The sequence below is a fragment of the Alteromonas sp. BZK5 genome (genome assembly GCF_014349115.1).
GTDB lineage: Bacteria > Pseudomonadota > Gammaproteobacteria > Enterobacterales > Alteromonadaceae > Alteromonas > Alteromonas macleodii.
Genome location: NZ_JACSOE010000071.1, coordinates 1 through 19,343, shown reverse-complemented (window position 1 = coordinate 19,343; position 19,343 = coordinate 1). Strand labels below are relative to the sequence as shown.

Sequence of the window (19,343 nt, the reverse complement as noted above, 5' to 3'; positions counted from 1 at the left end):
CTATACTGCGTTGAATGTTCTCGATTTAGAACCACTAAACCGTCAAACATTCGCCTTGTCTAGATGGCACACAGACCGCTGCAAAAATGTACAACAAAGATCAATAGGCCCTAATACCAGTCCGCATAATTCATTACCCACTCAGCGAGATTTAAAATGTTCGTAATCGCGGCGTGTTATCGCAAGTATAGTGGTTCTAAATCAAGGTGACGCTACAAAGAAGACGGACATTAAAAAAGGGCCTCTCCAACGGCCCTTTTTTAATAAACTCGGTTTTATGAAGCGCAGTTCAGCTGTTTACGCTTTTGCCCTGTTTGACGCCGTATTATTAGTGGTGCTATTTGACGGATTACTTCTGCGCTTAGCTGGTCGTTTAGCGGCAATTCCTTCACTTCCTGAGCGTCTTCGACCTGCAGGCTTTCCACCGCTATTGTTGCGCGAATCCGGTTTACCTGCGCGCGGATTACCATTTCCGCTACGGTTGCCTTGGCGTTGACCCGACTTTTTATTCTCGCCACTTCGTTTACCTTCGCTGCCGCTCTCACCTTGTGGTGCTTTCGGCTTTTTCGGCTTCTTGGGCTTTTTAGGCTTAGAAAGCGTGGTAACAGGCACGGCTTGCTGAGGCTCGAAACCTTCCAACGTTTCACGAGGAAGCAGCTTTTGAATCAGTGTCTCAATATCTTTCAGGTTTTGCAGTTCTTCAGCACATACAAATGACCACGCCTGTCCACTAGCGCCTGCGCGCCCTGTACGACCAATTCGGTGAACATAATCAGCAGCCGTATTGGGTAAGTCTAGGTTTACAACGATAGGCAATTCACTAATGTCGATGCCGCGTGCTGCGATATCGGTAGCTACCAGCACTTTAATTGCGCCATTTTTAAAGTCAGCAAGCGCTTTAGTTCTCGCTCCTTGGCTTTTATTACCGTGAATCGCGGCACTTGGAATTTTTGACCGAGTTAGCTTTTCTGCAATACGGTTAGCGCCGTGTTTCGTGCGGCTAAATACTAACACCTGCTCCCACTTCTGCTGTTTGATCAGACAAATAAGCGCGGTCGTCTTTTTAGATTTATCAATGGTCACTAAGTGCTGCTGAACCGCTTCTACCGTGGTATTCGCTGGCGCGGTTGAAATACTCACAGGGTTGCGCGTTATTGTTTTCGCCAGCGCAGTGATTTCATCAGAAAACGTGGCTGAAAACAGTAAGCTTTGGCGCTCTTGTGGCAATAGCTTCAATACTCTCTTAATGTCGTGAATAAAGCCCATATCAAGCATTCTGTCGGCTTCATCCAATACCAACACTTCAAGCTGAGAAAACTTAACAGCGTTTTGCTGGTAGAGGTCAAGCAATCGTCCAGGCGTAGCGATTAACACATCTACACCTTTACGCAGCTTCATCATTTGAGGATTAATCCCTACACCACCAAATACCACGGCAGTTTTTAACGGCAAAAACTCACTGAACGCTCTGATGCTCTCTTCTACCTGAGCAGCAAGTTCTCGCGTGGGTGTTAAGATAAGTGCCCGAACATTGTTGCCAGATACAGGTTGTCCTTCCATCAATCTCTGTAAAATAGGAAGTCCAAATCCTGCAGTTTTCCCTGTTCCCGTTTGCGCAGCTGCCAACACATCCTTTCCTTGCAATACTTCTGGTATTGCCTTTTCCTGGATTGGTGATGGTGTACTAAACCCTCGTTTTTCAATAGCTTTTAACAAGGGTTCAGCGAGCCCTAATTGGGTAAATGACATTAATAAACTCCTGTCATAGGTATTTATAAAAAATTGCATACCGCAAAGGTATAAGCGTTAGTGCTTTATTGCTAACCGTGGGGGTTATAGATTACTGGGAAAACCTAAAGAGATACGCCATTGCCAACTTGGCTTATTGGTGTTTGACATCAAGAAAAGAACGTAGGTGTTTACTCTTACAAATTGCGCGCGGAGTCTACCACTAAAAGCCGAAAGCCACCAGCGCATTTTTTGTTCAAAATCTAGTTAAGCCTGTCTGACGTTTCACTTAATAAGTTCCGATTTACATAGCTTAAGAGCATGGGAAGTATTATCGGCTTTTCGCACTAAGGGAATGGTCTTAAACCGTACTGTCTTCCCTCATTTTTAGGAGAGATATTGTTATATTTATATTTTTATCAAAACGATAAATATCTATTTAATACGAATTTTGCGACCTAGAAACGTAAACTTTTCAAGTAACAGAGTTTAATTATATTTATCAATACCTTAAGACATTTAGCTTTTAAAAGTGTGCGTTAAAAAAACAAGTTAAACAGGACTCTTCTACGTAAAAACACCTCAAAACCTTTGAAATTAAAGTCAACTTGATAGCCAATTTCTGTTGGATAGATAAAAAAAGCTTTACCATATTTGTTATAACAGATAAAAAGCGCGCAGTTATTCCACGCTCAAATTACATCCACGCTGCTGCAGTGTGGTAAACAAGTGAAGTAGAAAACATGAATGTTGATAGTTTAACCCAGCACTTTGAGGAAAAGTTGGCTTTAGTCAAAGCATCGGTGATGTCTGACAGCTTTGTTATCCAGCTTACAACAATCGCAATTATTTATTGCGTTGCGTTTTTGCTTGCACGACAAGTAAAAAAGCCATTTAAGTTTACCCGAGAAAAGCCACAGCAAGGCGCACATACTATGCACGGCTTTTTATACAATCTGGGTGAGGCACTATTCCCGCTTATCACCATCAGTATGCTAAAGCTTACTACCGTGTTGGGGGCGCAATTTCAGTTTGATGCATGGCTATTGGAAATAGCCGTTGTTGTAGCACTAATGCTGTTTGTTAATTCCTTGATTACTGGTTTTGTCGAAAACAACACCATTGCAGCGTTTATGCGATGGGTGGGTTTACCTATCCTATTTTTACACTTAGTTGGCGTGCTTCCGCTGATAACTTCAGCATTGGAGTCAATGGCAATATCAGTCGGCAATGTTGAAATATCAGCGTATGGCGTAACAAGAGTGCTATTGTTTGGTGGCTTGCTGTTCTGGCTAGGCCGCAGCTCGAACGCCATTGGTCAAGATATTATTCGAAACCATAAGTCGCTCGACGTTTCTACCAAAGAAGTGTTCGCAAAGCTGTTTGAAGTTGCCCTGTTCTGTGTGGTGTTTCTTTTATTGCTTAACGTCATGGGAATTAATCTTACCGCATTGGCCGTGTTCGGAGGTGCAGTAGGTGTGGGTTTAGGCTTAGGTCTGCAGTCCATCGCATCAAACTTCATTTCGGGCATCATTATTCTGTTGGATAAATCGTTGACCGTAGGCGATTACGTTGAATTGGAAGACGGGCAGAAAGGTATCGTCAGAGAATTTAAAATGCGCTATGCCGTATTAGAAACTTATGACGGTAAAGATGTACTGGTGCCTAACGAAAAGTTTATCAGCTCCTTGCTAATAAACTGGACACACAAAAACCAAAAACAACGTTACCGCATCGACTTTTCTGTCGCCTATAAAACTGATATCCGCGCGATGGTAGAGATTATTAAAGAGGCAGTATCGGAACACCCGCAGGTGATCAGTGGCGACGATGTTCCATTTGAAGAGCTGCCTGACTGTGAAATAGATAGCTTTGGCGACTCTGGCGTTAACATGTTCGTTGAGTTTTGGATGGAAGGGGTGGACGATGGTAAAAACCGCGTGGGTGGCGATTTGCTGCTTACTGTGTTTGAAACATTACGCGAGCACAACATTGAAATACCGTTCCCTCAACGCGAAGTAAGGGTTATCAACGAACAAGGCATTGGTATTCGAAATACCACACCGTAGCCAAACTCGCTCATGACATGAGCGCTTTCAGTCATACCTTCGCGCTGGCTAAAACCTAGCGCGAAGCGTATCCCATTGCCACTCTTGGGCAGACAGACCTAACGTCTGGACAAACTTTGCATAGTCTTCTTTGCCCATCGCTGACGCTACGGTTTTTAATTGAGATTTGGCTTTTATTGCTTTTACCTGCAGTAACTCCAATCGCTTATCGGCACTTGAATCGAAGTTTTCACTGATGATTGCATTCGCTTTATTGGTCGCTTCCCACGCTGTAATAACATAGCCCACCAGCTTTATGTAAACACCTACCATACGTTTTCGCTCAAATATGTTCTCAAACAGTGAGCCAGATAACGACTTTTGGAAACTGGCCTCTGTTTCTAAGGCAACAAATTGCTCGGCGTTCTTTAGCTCATTCAACACATTGTGTAAAAGCTTAATGTGGGCGTGCGTATTAAGTGCGTCGACGTGAAGTGCATTAATATCGTCGCTTAGCATTTCTAAATTGACCAACGTTCGTTGAAGACTAGCCATTGTGGTAATTGTCTGTAGAAGAAAAAAATAAAGGTTCAGTGTATCGAATTCAAGATGGGTTTACGATGGTCTCGCGGGCGTTTTAATCACATTAAGAATTCATAACACAACTTATAGAAATCAATTAAAAAGGGCGCGGAAGCGCCCTTTTAGTTTTTATGTCTATTAAGAATTAGTTGTTAAGCTAATTCGCGATAGCAGTTATACCGCATCTATTTACCCAAGCTGGCGTTTAGATCGTGACGTAAATCGAAACGGTCTAGCGTCATCACTTTGGTCCAAGCGTCGACGAAGTCTTTAACAAAACGGCTTTTCGCGTTGTCGTAGGCATAAACTTCGGCCACTGCACGCAGCTCACTGTTTGATCCAAAGACCAGGTCTACAGGCGTACCTGTATACATAACTTCACCAGTAGTTCTGTTTACACCTTCATATACCGACGGGTTATCTGTTTTTCTCCACTTAACGCCCATATCAAGAAGCGTTACGAAGAAATCGTTGTTAAGTGTGCCTACTTTGTCAGTAAATACACCGTGGCTAGTGCCACCTGTGTTTGCTCCCAATGAACGCAAACCACCAAGCAAAACAGTCATTTCTGGTACTGTTAGATTAAGCTGATCGGCTTTGTCTACCAGCATGTCGGTTGGCGAACGATAGCTAGCTTCTGCGTTGTAATAGTTTCTAAACGCATCGGCTGTTGGCTCTAACAATGAAAACGAATTAACGTCTGTTTGCTCTTGCGTAGCATCAGTTCGACCCGGAACCACTGGCACAGTAACCTTGACGCCAGCATCTGCCGCTGCTTTTTCAATTGCTGCCGCACCGCCAATCACAATGAGGTCAGCAAGAGACACTTTCTTCTTAGAAAACATGCGTGAATTGTAATCTTCTTGCATCTCTTTAAGCTTAGAAACAACGGCTTGAACGGTTTCAGGCTCGTTGGCTTCCCAATTCATTTGCGGTTCAAGGGCAATACGAGCACCGTTCGCTCCACCGCGTAAATCAGATGCTCGGAAGCTAGATGCTGCCGCCCATGCTGTTTTCACAAGTTGCTGAACGGTTAAGCCACTGTCTAAGATGTCAGCTTTAAGTTTCTTAACGTCTTTTTCAGAGATCGCTTTATAGTCAGCTTTAGGCACTGGATCTTGCCAGATGAAGTTCTCTTCTGGGATATCGTTACCCAAGTAACGTGCCTTAGGACCCATATCACGGTGAGTTAGCTTGAACCACGCTTTAGCAAATGCCGTTTGATACTCTTTGGGATCCGCTAAGAAGCGCTCGGCAATTTTTCGATACTCTGGATCATACTTAAGCGCCAAGTCAGCTGTGGTCATCACAGGAGGATTTTTCTTACCTTCTACGTGCGCATCTGGTACTGATTTATGAAGCGATTCATCGGTAGGGATCCACTGGATAGCGCCGGCAGGACTGCGAGTTTGTTTCCACTCAAAGCCCAATAAGTTTTGAAGATATAGGCTCGTCCATTTAGTAGGTAGCTGTGTCCAAGCACCTTCCAAACCGCTCGTTACAGTGTCTTCTGCATTGCCTTTACCGCAATTGTTCTTCCAACCTAGTCCCTGCTCTTCTAAGCCTGCACCGCCTGGCTCAGCTTCTAAACAATCAGCAGGCTTGTGTGCGCCGTGCATTTTTCCAAATGTATGACCACCCGCTATTAGCGCAACGGTCTCTTCATCATTCATCGCCATACGGCCAAATGCAGTACGAATATTTTTCGCAGATCCCATCGGATCAGGCACACCTTTAGGGCCTTCAGGGTTAACATAGATCAAGCCCATGTGCGTTGCCCCCAACGGACGCTGAAGCTTACCGTCGCGCTCTTCACGATCGCTCGCAAGCATTTCCACTTCTGGGCCCCAATAAACCATGTCAGGTTCCCAGTCGTCGGTACGACCACCCGCAAATCCATAGGTGTCAAAGCCCATGTTTTCCATGCCTACGGTACCCGCAAGGATCATTAAGTCGCCCCAAGATAAACTTTCACCGTACTTTTGCTTAATAGGCCAAAGCAAGCGACGCGCTTTATCAAGGTTTCCGTTGTCTGGCCAGCTGTTCAGCGGATCAAAACGCATTTGACCACCGTCACCACCGCCACGACCATCTAGCGTACGATAGGTACCTGCACTGTGCCATGAAAGTCGAATGAAGAAAGGACCATAATTTCCGAAGTCGGCCGGCCACCAATCTTGAGAAGTAGTGAGTAGCTCATTAACATCTTTTTTTACTTGGTCGAGATCTAGCTTAGCGAATGTCTTTGCATAACTGAAATCATCACCTAGTGGGTTTGAGCGATTATCGTGATCTCTTAACGGAGAGAGATCGAGCTGATCAGGCCACCAAAATTGATTATTTTTCGCTTGAAAAGCTTTAGCAGTGCCCGTGCCTTTAGCACCCGCAGGCTTACTAATTTGATCGTTGGCAATAGCCCCTGTTGCACCAAGCGATAAGGCAACAAGTACTGATACTGTGGTTTTTTTAAACCTGTTTATAGTCATGGTCTTTTCCCGTCTGAGTTTGTTGTAGTTACCAAAGCGTGAGTGCGAATCACACCACTAATTTGTTAACATTTTGTTTACCTCATAAGCAGTTACAAGATAGACAGGCTTAAAGAGTATTTACAGTTGATAAAATGAATTCAACTGATTAGAAAATCCAATCAATGAAAAGTTGATTAATTTCAATACATTAAAAACCCAGTTCACTTTATGACGTAATCGACTGTCGCTCAGTAGAACCATGTAATGCGGAAAATGAGCTAGATCTGTGAATCTCTTTCAGAGATTGGGAAATTTTTTCGCTTTTTGAAGAGTGAAACTTTTCCATACTTTCTATAAGCGGCTAAATAACCAACTAAAAAGTGCCGGTTTATGTAAAGTTTTCATCTAATTGAAATACATTCTGCAATTTCTACCATGGCACAGCAATTGATACAGAGATGATGCAATTAAAGACGCATTAACTTCAGATAAGAAGTCGATGGAATGTTAAAGAAGTAATGAGGATGAACTTATGAAAAACACACTTAAGACACTTACCGGACTTGCAGCTGTTGCCTCTATCAGTGCTATGGCTTCATTCGGTGCGCATGCTCAATCAAATCAAATTGAAGCAAAAGACAGTGGTTTTTATGTAGGTGGTAATTACGGTTACCTACGCGTTGAAGGTGAAGATGACTTTGACGATGACAAAGATGTTTGGCAAGGCCTTGTTGGATATAAATTTAATGAGTGGATTGCAATTGAAGGTGGTTACATCGATTTTGGTGATTACGGTAACGACCTTGCAGGCGCTGAAACAGACGGCTACACAGCGGCGATCAAGGGTATTCTTCCATTAACAGAGCGTTTTTCTCTCTACGCGAAAGCAGGTCAACTTTGGTCAGAAACCGAGTATAACTTTGCTGGCGTTTCACGTGATAACGATGACGAAAGCTTGTTTGTAGGCGCAGGTCTAAGCTACGCGATTACTAGTAACTTTTTAGTAAACGCCGAGTACACTGTTTATGATACAGAGCTTGATGCAGACGAAGCGTTTGATGACATCGACGACACCGATTTTGAAACCGATCTTAAGCAAGCCAGTATTGGTGTTGAGTATCGTTTCTAAGACATTGGTTGTCTCACGTTTAACAACGTGACTTAATGAGAATGCTAAAGCCTTGGCAACACAGCCAAGGCTTTTTTTTGCTACCCATCTATTTTCTGGATGAGCTGCGCCAGTTCCTCAATTTTTGACACTGTCGTTTTAACTAAGTTGTCAATTTCATTGGATGAGGACTGGGAGTTACCTGCTAACGTTCGTACTTCATCAGCCACAACCGCAAACCCTCTTCCCATTTCACCTGCTCGTGCCGCTTCTATCGCTTAATAGTCTTCGGATAAAACTTAATTTATCTAGCGCCTGTTTTTCCAACTGTGAATATTAAACTCGTTTCACAGTGAAAATATTACACATTGCGAGCTGATACATCTTACACACGAGCTCAAAAACTCTAATTATCGATAAAAATCATTTACTTATATTTATCGTTCTTTCGTTTTATAGAGGTACAAATTCTGCAACAGAATACAAATAGTGAAAAATGAATAAATAGGAAACGTCACATGCAATCAGGAAAGAGTGTATTTCAACCCGGTCAAAACTGTTGGGTAGAGAGCAAGGCTCGCTTTTCTACACCTTTGATAGATTGCGGAAACTATTATAAAGCCTTGCACAGCTCTATCGTTAAAGCTAAGCACAGTATCTTCATTGTTGGATGGGATATAGATAGCCGCATTCGCTTGCTGCGAGGCGACGACGAAGCGAACAGTGAAGCGCCGAGCGTAATAAGTGATTTACTTAAGTGGAAAGCTGAGCAAAATCCTGACATTAAAATTTACCTGCTACGTTGGGACTCATCGCTAGCCTTTTTCGCACAGCGCGAAATGTGGGCAAAGGAAGTGTGGGAAGAAAAAACTCCAGACAATGTGCAAACCGAGCTCGATGACACGATTCCGATGGGCGGAAGCCAGCACCAAAAAATTGTGGTTATCGATGATGAACTCGTATTCTCAGGTGGAATGGATGTATCCACTAACCGCTGGGATACCCGTGACCATCCCGTAGTTTCAGAAGAGCGTGATGGGCCTGATGGGGAGTATGGTCCTCTTCATGATGTGCAAATGGTATCAAGTGGACCTGTAGTAGCCGACTTTTCAAAATTAGTTCGATGGAGGTGGCAGCGTGTTGCTGACTCTTCACCTATTGATATCCGCGAGGACGCGCGCATTGATGAAAATGCCCCGTTGCCTGATGCTTGGCCACAAGATTATCCTCCCCTTTTTGAAGACGTAGAGTGTGCACTTGCCAGAACAATTCCATTTATGGATGAGGTCGAGCCTGCTCAAGAGGTACGTCATATGCTGCTTGATCTTATCGGTGAAGCAGAGTCTGTAATCTACATTGAGAATCAGTTCACAACGCGTCAGGAGATCGCTGAAGCGCTAAATAAGCAGCTCAAACTGAAACCTAATCTTTCGGTCATTATCGTAAGTTCCTACGAGCCAAAAGGTAAGTTTGAGTGCGAAGCATTTTGGGCAAGCCGCATAGAATTCAAGGAAATTTTAGAAAAAGGGATTGACCCTAAGCGAGTAAAACTGACTTATTCTTCAATTGAAGACATGCAAGGCCGCAAGGCATACAAGCGCATCCACTCCAAAGTGATGACCATCGATAACAAATACCTTGTTATCGGGTCATCAAACTTGAGTAATCGCTCAATGACGCTAGACACCGAAATCGACACGGTGCTGTTTGGTAACACAAAAGACAATCAGGCGTGTATTGAGCAAGTGAGAAACGACTTACTCGCAGAGCACACGGGGCGTGATATTGATGCAATGCCGGCGTTATTCAACAATGAATATCCGGTTGAAGCATTAATGCAGGATCAGATAGCACACGGCTACGTACTTACCGAAGTTCGCGATGAGGTGTTTACCGAACAATCCGTTAAGAATGTGTTCAGAGCGTTATCTGACCCTGAAGAACCCCTTATTTCAGTGCCAACCTTTGATGGAGCTGCTATGCCTGCACGTAACCCAAGACGTCGCAGTATTATGATTTTGATTGGTCTTGCCATCATTGCTGTTCTTGGCGGGCTTATGTTTTGGGCTAGCCAGTCCATACCATGGTTAAGTTCCGACAGCATTAACGCCTTTCTAGAGAAAAGTCGTGGAACCTACTTTGCTCTGCCTACCGTGTTGCTGGTTTATGTGGTCGGCGGCGTTTTATTCTTCCCGGTCACAGTACTGTCACTTGCTGTGGCTGCTATTTTTGGCCCTATATGGGGGCCCATCTACGGCATCATGGGAGCACTAATGAGCTCTGCAATCATGTTTGGAATAGGCAAGCTATCTGGCAACGCGGGGCTTAGAAAAATTGGTGGTCCAAAGGTAGCTGCCGTTGATGAAAAACTAAAGCGTAGCGGTATCGTTGGCGTCGCGGCCATTCGAATGTTGCCTGTAGCGCCCTTTAGTTTGGTGAATTTGGTAGCGGGTATCTCATCTATTGGCATTTTCCAGTTTTTAGTAGGGACATTTTTAGGCATGTTCCCGCCCATGATTGCGAAAGGGCTTGTGGGTGATTCGATAGCACAAATTTGGCAAAACCCTTCTGTGGAAACCATTAGCTATTTAGTTGGCGGTATCGTTTTATGGGGCCTTATGATTTGGGGCTCGCAAAAATTTGCCCGCTACTACCAAGCTCGGAAGGAGTCGGGGAATCAAGATACTGCCAGTGATAATAGTGACAAAGATGAGGTAGAGAAATGTGCCGCATAGTGACCTACAACATTCACAGCGGAATAGGTAGAGACAAAAAGCACGATTACAAACGCATAGGGCAATTCTTGGCAAACAGTGGCGCCGACGTGGTGCTGCTGCAAGAAATGGATACTCGTCCCTCTGAGCGAAGTACAGCACAGGACGTTAAAGATATCTGCGCTGAAAACACGTTTAAGCTCATTCCATCACCAGCCATTAGGGAATCTGATGGCTGGTACGGCAACGCCATTCTAACTCGCTTTGACGTATTAGCGCACGATACACTGGATGTCAGCCAAAACGGGCGACAGCCTAGAAATGTTCAGATTGTAGAGCTCAAGACAGAAAAGACCCCCCTTACGGTGGTGAATACCCATAAGGGGCTTAAGAAGCTAGAACGTCGCTCACAGTTTTCTTTGCTTCATGAGCACCTTTCTTCAAGAATGAAAGAGAAGCAAATCCCTCTAGTTCTAGCCGGTGATTTCAATGAGTGGCAGTTTTTCTCAAAAGCGTTTAAAGCACTTAACGATTTACTATTACAGCAAAAAGTGGGGGCAACATTTCCAAGCCACTTTCCTGTATTTGCACTTGATAGAGTATGGGTGTCTGACGACATCAAGGTAAAAGCGTGCAGAAAATTAAAAAATGCGAAAACTCGAATCTTGTCAGATCATTTACCTGTGCTTGTTGATATTGAACTGCCCCAGAACTACTAACCCAGTGATCTTTTGCACTTAACGGGTTGCATTATTCTCGTCGTACGCGAGATTTAGCCTCATCTTGTGTTGGCACAGAGCTACGCAGGTTGCGCTATGAACGATGAAGCGGCAAATTCTAACGTACCGCACCAGTGCTTCAGTGCGTTTTCTTGAGCCACTACTTTTCTGAGAATATCAATGATCGGACTGCTATCTAGCAGCGTCTTGGCACTTTTGTTTGTCGCAGCGAGTACAGTACGCTGCATTTCTGGCTGTGTTATTTTCAGTGATGAAACTAGGCCAGACTCCTTTAAATGAAAAATAGCTGATGTAGGAAGGATCATCACGCCTTCTCCCTGCATAACTTGCCTAAGGCCAGTCATGAGTTGTCCAGAATAAGCCAAATCGTGCTGCAAACTAACGCCCGTTGCTTTTTCATAGTCAGCAATTAGTTGACCCAATGCATCTTTGTTACCCGGTGATAGCAAAGGTAATTCACTGATTTCCCAAAAACGGATCGTCGTTCTATCTCGAAGCTTGGCGTATTGTTCACACGATGAGGAGGCAGAAAAAACCAAATGAAGATCTTCTTGAATTAGCGGTGTGACTCGCATGAATTTAGGGTCGACAGCTTGCTGATAAGTAAGCGCAACATCCACCTGCTTTGACTCAAGCCAATCATTAATGGTGTAAGACGGTCCAGTGCTGATTTCGACTTTGAGCCCTTTATGGTTCGCCGTTATCTCCGTGAGCAGCGGTAAAGAAAGCACATTTCCGATTGACGGTAGCATTCCTATTTTTACTACCTTCTTTTGTCCGGTTTGAAAGGCTTCCAATGCGGCCTTAACGTTGTCTATTTCGGTTAGCAGCTTTAATGCATGTTTATAAAAAACTTCGCCCGCCGATGTTAGGTTTACTCCCGAAAAACTTCTTTCAAGCAGCGTCGCTTTCATCTCTCTTTCTAAACTTGCCAACTGCTGACTAATGGCGGGTTGAGCGATATCCAATGCTCTTGCCGCCGCAGCAATACTACCCTTACGCACAGTCATAACAAAATAATGCAGCTGTTTTGAATGCACTTGCCCTCCTTACAAAGGTGGTGAGTTCTAGAACGGGAACGGTTTAATGAAGACGGCAGCAACGAATATGCCATTCCATTAAGTTATATGAAGCAAAATTGTAAAAATGGGCTAAAAGCAGTGGGGCATGAAAATCTTGTCTCCCCCCATACTTAAGTCTAATAGCATTAAATTAGCGCCCTGTGAGACGGCTCAATATTTTTCTTATATCCCTGAATAATCTTCTTTCTTCCTGCAATGCCAAAGAGTTTTTAGCCTTGTTCTTGTACACGAGTGGCTAGACAACAATAACAAGATGCTTCTCGCATCAAAGTAGTGCTCGTGCGTGCCTAAAAAGAGTGCAGATTTTAATAATCCACACCCACAAAACTAAGTAGCAATAAGCACGATTGGGAACACAAATGAAACAGAAAAAGCTCCACACTGCAGTACGTTACGCACTTACCGGATTAACACTTTTCACTACTTCATTGCTTGTACAGGCGCAAGAAGTGACTGAAGAAACCACAGAAGCCAAAGACCTAGAACGCATTGCCGTTGTTGGTGCCCGCGGTGCACCGCGTTCAGTAACCAGCTCTCCTGTACCGGTTGATGTACTCACCGCCGAAGACGTTGAAGCCGTTGCGTTTACCGATATGAACAATGTCCTTATGACACTCGTTCCCTCTTATTCCGTAGGCCGTCAACCCATTTCCGACGGCGGAACGTTTATCCGTCCAGCAACGCTTCGAGGTATGCCCACCGACAAAACGCTTGTTTTGGTTAACTCTAAACGTCGTCATAGGGCCGCACTTGTTTCAATTGGCGGTTCTGGCACACAGGGGCCAGACATCGCAACTATTCCAACCGCAGCAATTCAAAGTGTTGAAGTGTTGCGCGACGGTGCAGCTGCGCAATATGGCTCAGATGCCATTGCAGGTGTTATCAACTTTCAATTAAAAAATAACACCGAAGGTGGCTCGTTCACTGCCGACTACGGCAGCTACTACGAAGGAGATGGCGATCAAATTACCGTTACTGGGAATAAAGGTTTCGCGTTAGGCGACGATGGCTTTTTCAGTATTTCAGCCGAATATTCTGACAGCGAAGCCACCTTTCGTGGTGAGCAATATTGTGAGCCATGGTTCTGTGTGGATGACCAGTCAGATCAATACATCGCTAATGCTACGGCCATGGCCAACAGCGTTCATGGTTCAGACGTAGTCCAACCATGGGGGCAACCAAATACAAGCGGGACGCGTGTTTTCTTTAACGCCGGTTACGCACTATCCAGTGAACTTGAACTCTACGCATTCGGTAACTATTCAGAAAGTGAAGGTGACGGTTCATTCTATTATCGCTATCCAGGCAATGGCACCATTGAAGACATTCGACTTGAGGACGGTTCAATCTGGAACCCGCTAGAGTTCTTCCCTGGTGGCTTCACGCCTCGTTTCTTCGGTGATGTGACTGACTACTCATTTGTTGGTGGTGTTAAGGGCATGTCGGGCGACCTTACTTATGATATCAGTGGTCGTTACGGCAATAATGAAATCTCTTACACACTAGCCAATACCATTAACCCGTCACTGGGTAACGAGTCACCTACTTCATTTAAGCCGGGTGACTTAACCAACGAAGAAACACAGATTCAAGCTGACTTCACCTATGACTTGAACCAGTATGTTCTTGCCTTCGGTGCAAGTTACTTAGACGAGTCATACGAAATATCTGAAGGCGAGCTAAGTTCCTATATCGCCGGCTCTTACGCCACATCCGACCCTTGGGAGTTTTGTAACGATGACTTCACCACTACGGCACTGGGCGCTGCTGTCATTGCTAACGGTTCAACTCTGAATTGTGCCAACTACACCAGTGCTGACAGTAACGACGATGGGGTTGAAGATGATGGATTCGCTGGAGTAGACGCCGTTTATACCGTTGTAGGCGTTGGCTCCAACGGCTTCCCTGGCTATTCACCAGACTATTCGGGCTCATACGAGCGTGACTCATATGCGGTATACACGGATATCTCTGGTGACATTACAGACGAGCTGTTTGCTCAGGCTGCGCTGCGTTATGAAGACTATTCTGACTTTGGCTCAGAAGTTGTGTACAAAGTAGCAGGGTTCTATCAGTTTAGTGATGAAGTAGGCTTTAGGTCGTCTTTTGGCACTGGCTTTAGAGCTCCTACTCCAGGTCAGCAAGGAACCACCAACGTATCTACCCGTCTGCCCGATGGCTTCCCAGTAGCAACAGGTCTGTTCCCAGCCGGCGGCGAAGTAGCGCAGGCGCTTGGTGCCAACGAGCTTTCACCCGAAAAATCGACCAACTTTACGCTGGGCATGACTGCGAACTATGGCGATTTAACGCTCACTGTTGATTACTACAACATCAAGCTTGAAGACCGCCTTTACTCTGTGTCTACCCGAGATGTTTCCACCACTGTCGTTACCGATCCTCAAGCAGACGGTTATGACGCCTACCAAAACTATCTAGCCCTAGCAGGTGCCAATGTTTCTGGCGCCGAGTCCATTGGTGGTGTGTTCTTCTTCCAAAACGCTTTCGATACCGTAACCGAAGGCGTGGACGTTGTTGCTACTTACAAGATGGAATCGAGGTATGGCGCAACCGTGCTAACCGGCTCTGTGAATTACAACAAAACAGAATTCGATTCTGATCCGAGTGAATACTTGAACGCAGAGGATCAGTTCGACTTTGAAAACGGCCGCCCCGAAATGCGTGGTGTTTTCTCAGTTACCCACAGTTACGACGTGTGGTCTGCCGTTGCACGTCTTAGCTATTTTGGCGAATACGAAAATGCGGGAAGCGATGACGGGGTAAACGCCACGAATATTCAAACCTTCGGTGACGAATATATGTTCGATATAGAGGGCTCCTACCTTATTAACGAGAACCTCACCCTGTCAGTGGGGGTAAGAAATCTCTTCGACAATTACCCAGATGTAAGTACTAACGGCGACGCCTGTTGCGGTGAAGTCTATGACTCTGCCTCGGTGGTTGATTGGCAGGGAGGATATTACTACACCCGACTTGCAGCCCGTTTTTAACTGGCTCCTTGCAAACACCGACATAAGTCGGTGTTTGTGTATGTAGTTAACTGTATATAAGAAAAACTTAAAAGGTCATTCATGTTTAAAGCTGTTTCATGCGGAGTAAAAAGCAAATGGAAATAGAGCTACTGTGGTTTGTAGTTACTTTGTGTATAACTGGTGCCATTGCAGGTATCACGGCAGGTCTGTTTGGCAATGGCGGGGGGTTTGTTGTCGTGCCTGCTCTTCTCGCTGTTTTTCCGTTTTTTACTCCTCCATCAGAAGCCCTCGTTAAGGTAGCCATCGGAACATCATTGGCATCCATTGTGGTATCAAGCGCTCGGTCAGTGATGGCGCATCGCGCTAAAGGTGCGGTGGATTTTGACATTCTTCGCTCGTGGAGTATTTGGCTTATTCTTGGCGTTGGTGGCGGGCTGCTCATCGCAAACAACTCCAGCGCCAATGGTTTAACGGTCGTGTTCGCCGCTGGTGTTCTACTTTACTCCGTATACTTCCTTTTCCCTGAGTTCGTTGTAAGACCCGGGCTTGTTTTCGATATGCCTAAAGGTATAGGCAAAGCGGTTTTGGCGTTTGTTCTGGGTGGTTTCTCTGCTCTGCTTGGCATAGGTGGTGGCACGCCAACCGTAATCACGATGGTGATGTGCCAGCGCACCATTCAACAGGCTGTCGCGACCGCCGCAGGCGTCGGCTTTCTTATCGGGCTTCCAGGTGCCATTGGCTTTTTGTTTATGAAGCACCCTGAAACCGCCTCGTTGCCGGTAGGCACTATTGGCTACATCAATATACCTGCGCTTATTGCTATCAGTATTGGGGCAATCTTTACCGCTCCAATCGGAGCCAAAATGGCGCACAACTTCAGTGAAAAGAAGCTAAAGCGCTTATTTGGCATCTATCTCGTCATTGTTTCTAGCGCAATGTTCTATAAAGCCATTTAAAAGAAGAAGGAGACAACCCGTGAGTTATAACCGTTCAAGACGCTTGTTTATTGGTGGCACAGTTGCAGCGTCAGCAATAGGTGCGAGTGGCATAAGTCACCTTGTGAGCGCCCAATCTGTTAGCGCAAGCGCTTCCCCATCGTCTGTTATGTATGGACCAAAGCCTGGGGTTGCAAAGCTCAATGCCAATGAAAACCCGTTTGGGCCGAGCCCGAAAGCGCTAGACGCTATCGCAAAAGCATCGGCGGAAGGTGGAGCCTACTATGCTTATCCTGCCGCCATGACACTATTGGATATGATTGCCGAGCGCTATGGTATTACTCGAAAGCACATTTCTTTGAGCGCCGGTTCAAGCCCTATTCTTTCCTACGCCGCCCTTGCGGCCAGCAAGAACGGAAAAATTCTGGGCCCGGACCTTTTTTGGGACACCACGTCTAAAGCACCTGAAAAACAAGGTGCGCCAGAAATAGTGAGAGTTGCTAATACGGCAGAGCTTGATATTGACCTTGATGCCATGTACGCCGCAATAGACGACTCTATTGGTATGGTGCACATTTGCAACCCGAACAATCCAACGGGAAAAGTGCTCGATCCGAATAAGCTTCGCGAATTCTGCATAAAAGCATCTAAAAAAACACTGGTGTTGGTCGACGAGGCATATAACGAGCTTATCGATGAGCCTCCTAAGCATTCAATGATTCCGCTCGTTAAAGCTGGTCATAATGTCATTGTAGCGAGAACCTTCTCAAAGATTTATGGCTTAGCAGGTATGCGCGTGGGCTATTTAATCGCATCAGAGGAAAACACTGAGTGGATCAATCGCTATGGCATGGGCGGCTATACATTGAATCAAGCAGGCCTTGCCGCGGCTATCGCCAGCTACAATGACGATGCCTTTTTAACTTTCTCTAAAGAGAAAATTTATGAAGGTAAATCTATGGTTATGGACGCAGTAAAAGCAAATGGATTGACAGCACTACCTTCTAGTACTAACTTTATTTTTGTTAATTTAGGTGACGGCAACGCAGAGTACTTCCGCCAAGCCATGGCTGAACAGGACTTGCTGATTAGAGGAATCTACCGTACGTACGACAACTGGTCTCGCGTAAGTATGGGAAAAATTGGCGATGTAAAACGCTATGTTGATGCCATGCCCAATGCACTTGAAAAAATGTACACTATGCAAAATACTTAGCTGCAAGGGTGTGCATTGTCGGCCGATGCACACCTCGCTACTTATAGACTTAAATTTTCTGCGACTTCCTCGTTTACTCTCCTAGTCATTTTCAACTAAAAGTCTAATACGCATAAAAGTCACTTCTGTCATATACTCATTTTAAAGCGCCACTGCTCAAAGAATACGCTGATTGGAAAATTTTTACGGTATTGTTGCAGTAACGCTAAAGTTGCACATACTTTACTAAAAAGGCATCGCATTAAATGCCGCTCTAGGAGGCTGTAAATGTCAATTTCTGTATTAGTAGCTGATGATTCTAAGTTGTCGAGGCGTAGTGTGATTCGCTCACTTCCGCAAGATTTAGAGTATGACATCACCGAAGCAACAAACGGGCAAGAAGCCATAAATGCGCTGTCAGAAAGTGAATTTGCATTGGTACTTTTAGACCTAACCATGCCAGAAGTTGACGGCGTTGGTGTGTTGGAATTCTTGCACCAAAGGCCCGACGCCCCAAATGTAATTGTGATTAGCGCTGACTTTCAGCCAGAAAAACAGAAAATTGTCATGTCTCTGGGGGCAAAGCGCTTTTTACGCAAACCGCTTGATAAAGAAGAATTAGTAATGTCGTTGTTTGAGTTGGGGTATCTATGAGCATTGTACTACCACTAGACGAAGAGCAAAGAGATGCCCTTCAAGAACTCCTAAATATTTCCATGGGGCAAGCGGCTAACTCTCTTGCGCAGTTAATTGAAACCAAAATTGATATTTCTATCCCAAAAATCTCAGCGGTTACTCCCACCCAGCTTTACAGTCTCTTATTTGAAACCGAAGACGCTTTCTATACCCGTCAGTCTTTTTTAGGCGACGTACACGGCGAAGTGATGTCTGTGCTATCTCAAGCTGGATTGAGTGAGGTCGCAACGTTAATGGATTACGATGAACCATTAAGCAAAGAAGACATTCAAGAGATTATCTTGGAGCTTTGTAACATTTTGGCAGGTGCGTGTTTGGCTGGTCTTTCCGACCAGTTGGAGCTTACCACTAACTTGAACATGCCCACGTTATTCTTGCCCGATAAAGCGAACTTCGATGAGTTGCAATGGCAGCACAGCTTAGTGATGGAAGTGCAGTTTATTATCGCGATCTCGTCGTTTAGCATGCGCGTTGTTTTCTGCTTAGACGATGAATCTCTTGCACGCATGAAAGACACATTGGATGAGTTACTCGCATAATGTTTGAACAACTGGTAGGTAAATTACCTGTCGGAATTGGTATAGTCGATGAGAGCTTTAAGGTTGTTTATCTAAACGACTTCTTTTTAGATCGACTTCCTCACAATATGCGCGACTGCTATAAAGAAACGCCAGTTGTTGAGTTATTTCAAGGACAAGGTAAGTTTCTAAAACGTAGACTAAAGTCAGTTTTTGTACTGCAGCATCCTAGCTTTAGCTATTGGGAACAACGCCCCCACATTTTTCCGTTTAAGAGCTCTCGCCCTATAACGGGTGAAGAAACACAGATGTATCAAAACATGGAAATCTTGCCCATTAAAGACAAAAACACAGGGCAAAAATTGGCGTGTATTTTTCTGCAAGATGTGACCGCCCAAGCTAGCTATTTTAGAGCCCAGCAAAAGCTTTCTGAAGCTTTGAAGAAAGAACACGAAGCGCAAAAAAAGTTAATTCGCAAACTCGATACCGCACAGAGCCAGCTAATTCAGGCTGAGAAAATGGCTTCTACTGGTCAGCTA

The 19,343-nt window shown here is 44.9% G+C and carries 13 protein-coding genes and 2 pseudogenes; 10 read left to right on the top strand and 5 right to left on the bottom strand.

Annotation, left to right across the window (positions count from 1 at the left end; translation table 11 throughout):
• Positions 1-297 precede the first annotated feature (297 nt).
• Entirely contained in the window at positions 298-1,749 is a 1,452-nt protein-coding gene (locus tag BIZ39_RS16715; protein ID WP_187447522.1) for a DEAD/DEAH box helicase, read from the bottom strand.
• A 722-nt stretch (positions 1,750-2,471) separates the two neighbouring features.
• Between BIZ39_RS16715 and BIZ39_RS16710 the strand changes: the two genes are divergently transcribed.
• On the top strand, positions 2,472-3,797 hold the full coding sequence (locus BIZ39_RS16710) for a mechanosensitive ion channel family protein (protein ID WP_075176721.1): 1,326 nt from the start codon (positions 2,472-2,474) through the stop codon (positions 3,795-3,797).
• 48 nt (positions 3,798-3,845) lie between these two features.
• Here BIZ39_RS16710 and BIZ39_RS16705 read toward each other — a convergent pair whose 3' ends face one another.
• Both BIZ39_RS16705 and katG read right to left on the bottom strand, forming a co-directional pair.
• Entirely contained in the window at positions 3,846-4,331 is a 486-nt protein-coding gene (locus BIZ39_RS16705; protein ID WP_014949481.1) for a hypothetical protein, read from the bottom strand.
• A gap of 212 nt (positions 4,332-4,543) precedes the next feature.
• Positions 4,544-6,844 (bottom strand): catalase/peroxidase HPI, encoded by a 2,301-nt coding sequence (katG, locus tag BIZ39_RS16700; protein ID WP_187447521.1) that lies wholly within the window; start codon positions 6,842-6,844, stop codon positions 4,544-4,546.
• Between the two features lie 514 nt (positions 6,845-7,358).
• On the opposite strand from katG, the gene BIZ39_RS16695 reads away from it, so the two are divergent.
• On the top strand, positions 7,359-7,955 hold the full coding sequence (locus BIZ39_RS16695) for a porin family protein (protein WP_014949483.1): 597 nt from the start codon (positions 7,359-7,361) through the stop codon (positions 7,953-7,955).
• Between the two features lie 80 nt (positions 7,956-8,035).
• Here the strand turns inward: BIZ39_RS16695 and BIZ39_RS16690 are convergent.
• Positions 8,036-8,212 (bottom strand): annotated as a pseudogene (locus BIZ39_RS16690) (methyl-accepting chemotaxis protein); the annotation flags it as partial.
• A 240-nt stretch (positions 8,213-8,452) separates the two neighbouring features.
• Between BIZ39_RS16690 and BIZ39_RS16685 the strand changes: the two are divergent.
• On the top strand, positions 8,453-10,669 hold the full coding sequence (locus tag BIZ39_RS16685) for a VTT domain-containing protein (protein WP_014977396.1): 2,217 nt from the start codon (positions 8,453-8,455) through the stop codon (positions 10,667-10,669).
• Positions 10,657-11,367, top strand: coding sequence for an endonuclease/exonuclease/phosphatase family protein (locus BIZ39_RS16680; protein WP_168463520.1), 711 nt, complete (start codon positions 10,657-10,659; stop codon positions 11,365-11,367). The genes BIZ39_RS16685 and BIZ39_RS16680 overlap by 13 nt, the downstream gene beginning before the upstream one ends.
• Before the next feature lie 80 nt (positions 11,368-11,447).
• On the opposite strand, the gene BIZ39_RS16675 is transcribed toward BIZ39_RS16680, so the two are convergent.
• Positions 11,448-12,428, bottom strand: a complete 981-nt coding sequence (locus BIZ39_RS16675) for a LysR family transcriptional regulator (RefSeq protein ID WP_014977398.1) — start codon at positions 12,426-12,428, stop codon at positions 11,448-11,450.
• 401 nt (positions 12,429-12,829) lie between these two features.
• Here BIZ39_RS16675 and BIZ39_RS16670 point away from each other — a divergent pair, with 401 nt between their 5' ends.
• The 6 genes and pseudogenes from BIZ39_RS16670 to BIZ39_RS16645 form a co-directional block, all read left to right on the top strand.
• Complete coding sequence (locus tag BIZ39_RS16670; RefSeq protein ID WP_187447520.1) at positions 12,830-15,478, top strand: TonB-dependent receptor plug domain-containing protein; 2,649 nt, start codon at positions 12,830-12,832, stop codon at positions 15,476-15,478.
• A gap of 116 nt (positions 15,479-15,594) precedes the next feature.
• Positions 15,595-16,416, top strand: a complete 822-nt coding sequence (locus BIZ39_RS16665; RefSeq protein ID WP_014949489.1) for a sulfite exporter TauE/SafE family protein — start codon at positions 15,595-15,597, stop codon at positions 16,414-16,416.
• 19 nt (positions 16,417-16,435) lie between these two features.
• Positions 16,436-17,611, top strand: a complete 1,176-nt coding sequence (locus BIZ39_RS16660; protein WP_187447519.1) for a pyridoxal phosphate-dependent aminotransferase — start codon at positions 16,436-16,438, stop codon at positions 17,609-17,611.
• Positions 17,612-17,878: 267 nt separating this feature from the next.
• Positions 17,879-18,244 (top strand): response regulator, encoded by a 366-nt coding sequence (locus BIZ39_RS16655; RefSeq protein ID WP_187447518.1) that lies wholly within the window; start codon positions 17,879-17,881, stop codon positions 18,242-18,244.
• Positions 18,241-18,825: a chemotaxis protein CheX gene (locus BIZ39_RS16650; RefSeq protein WP_014949492.1), complete on the top strand. Its 585-nt coding sequence runs from the start codon at positions 18,241-18,243 to the stop codon at positions 18,823-18,825. Before BIZ39_RS16655 ends, BIZ39_RS16650 begins: the two co-directional genes overlap by 4 nt.
• Positions 18,825-19,343: pseudogene (locus BIZ39_RS16645) on the top strand (histidine kinase); the annotation flags it as partial. The gene BIZ39_RS16650 and the pseudogene BIZ39_RS16645, both read left to right, overlap by 1 nt.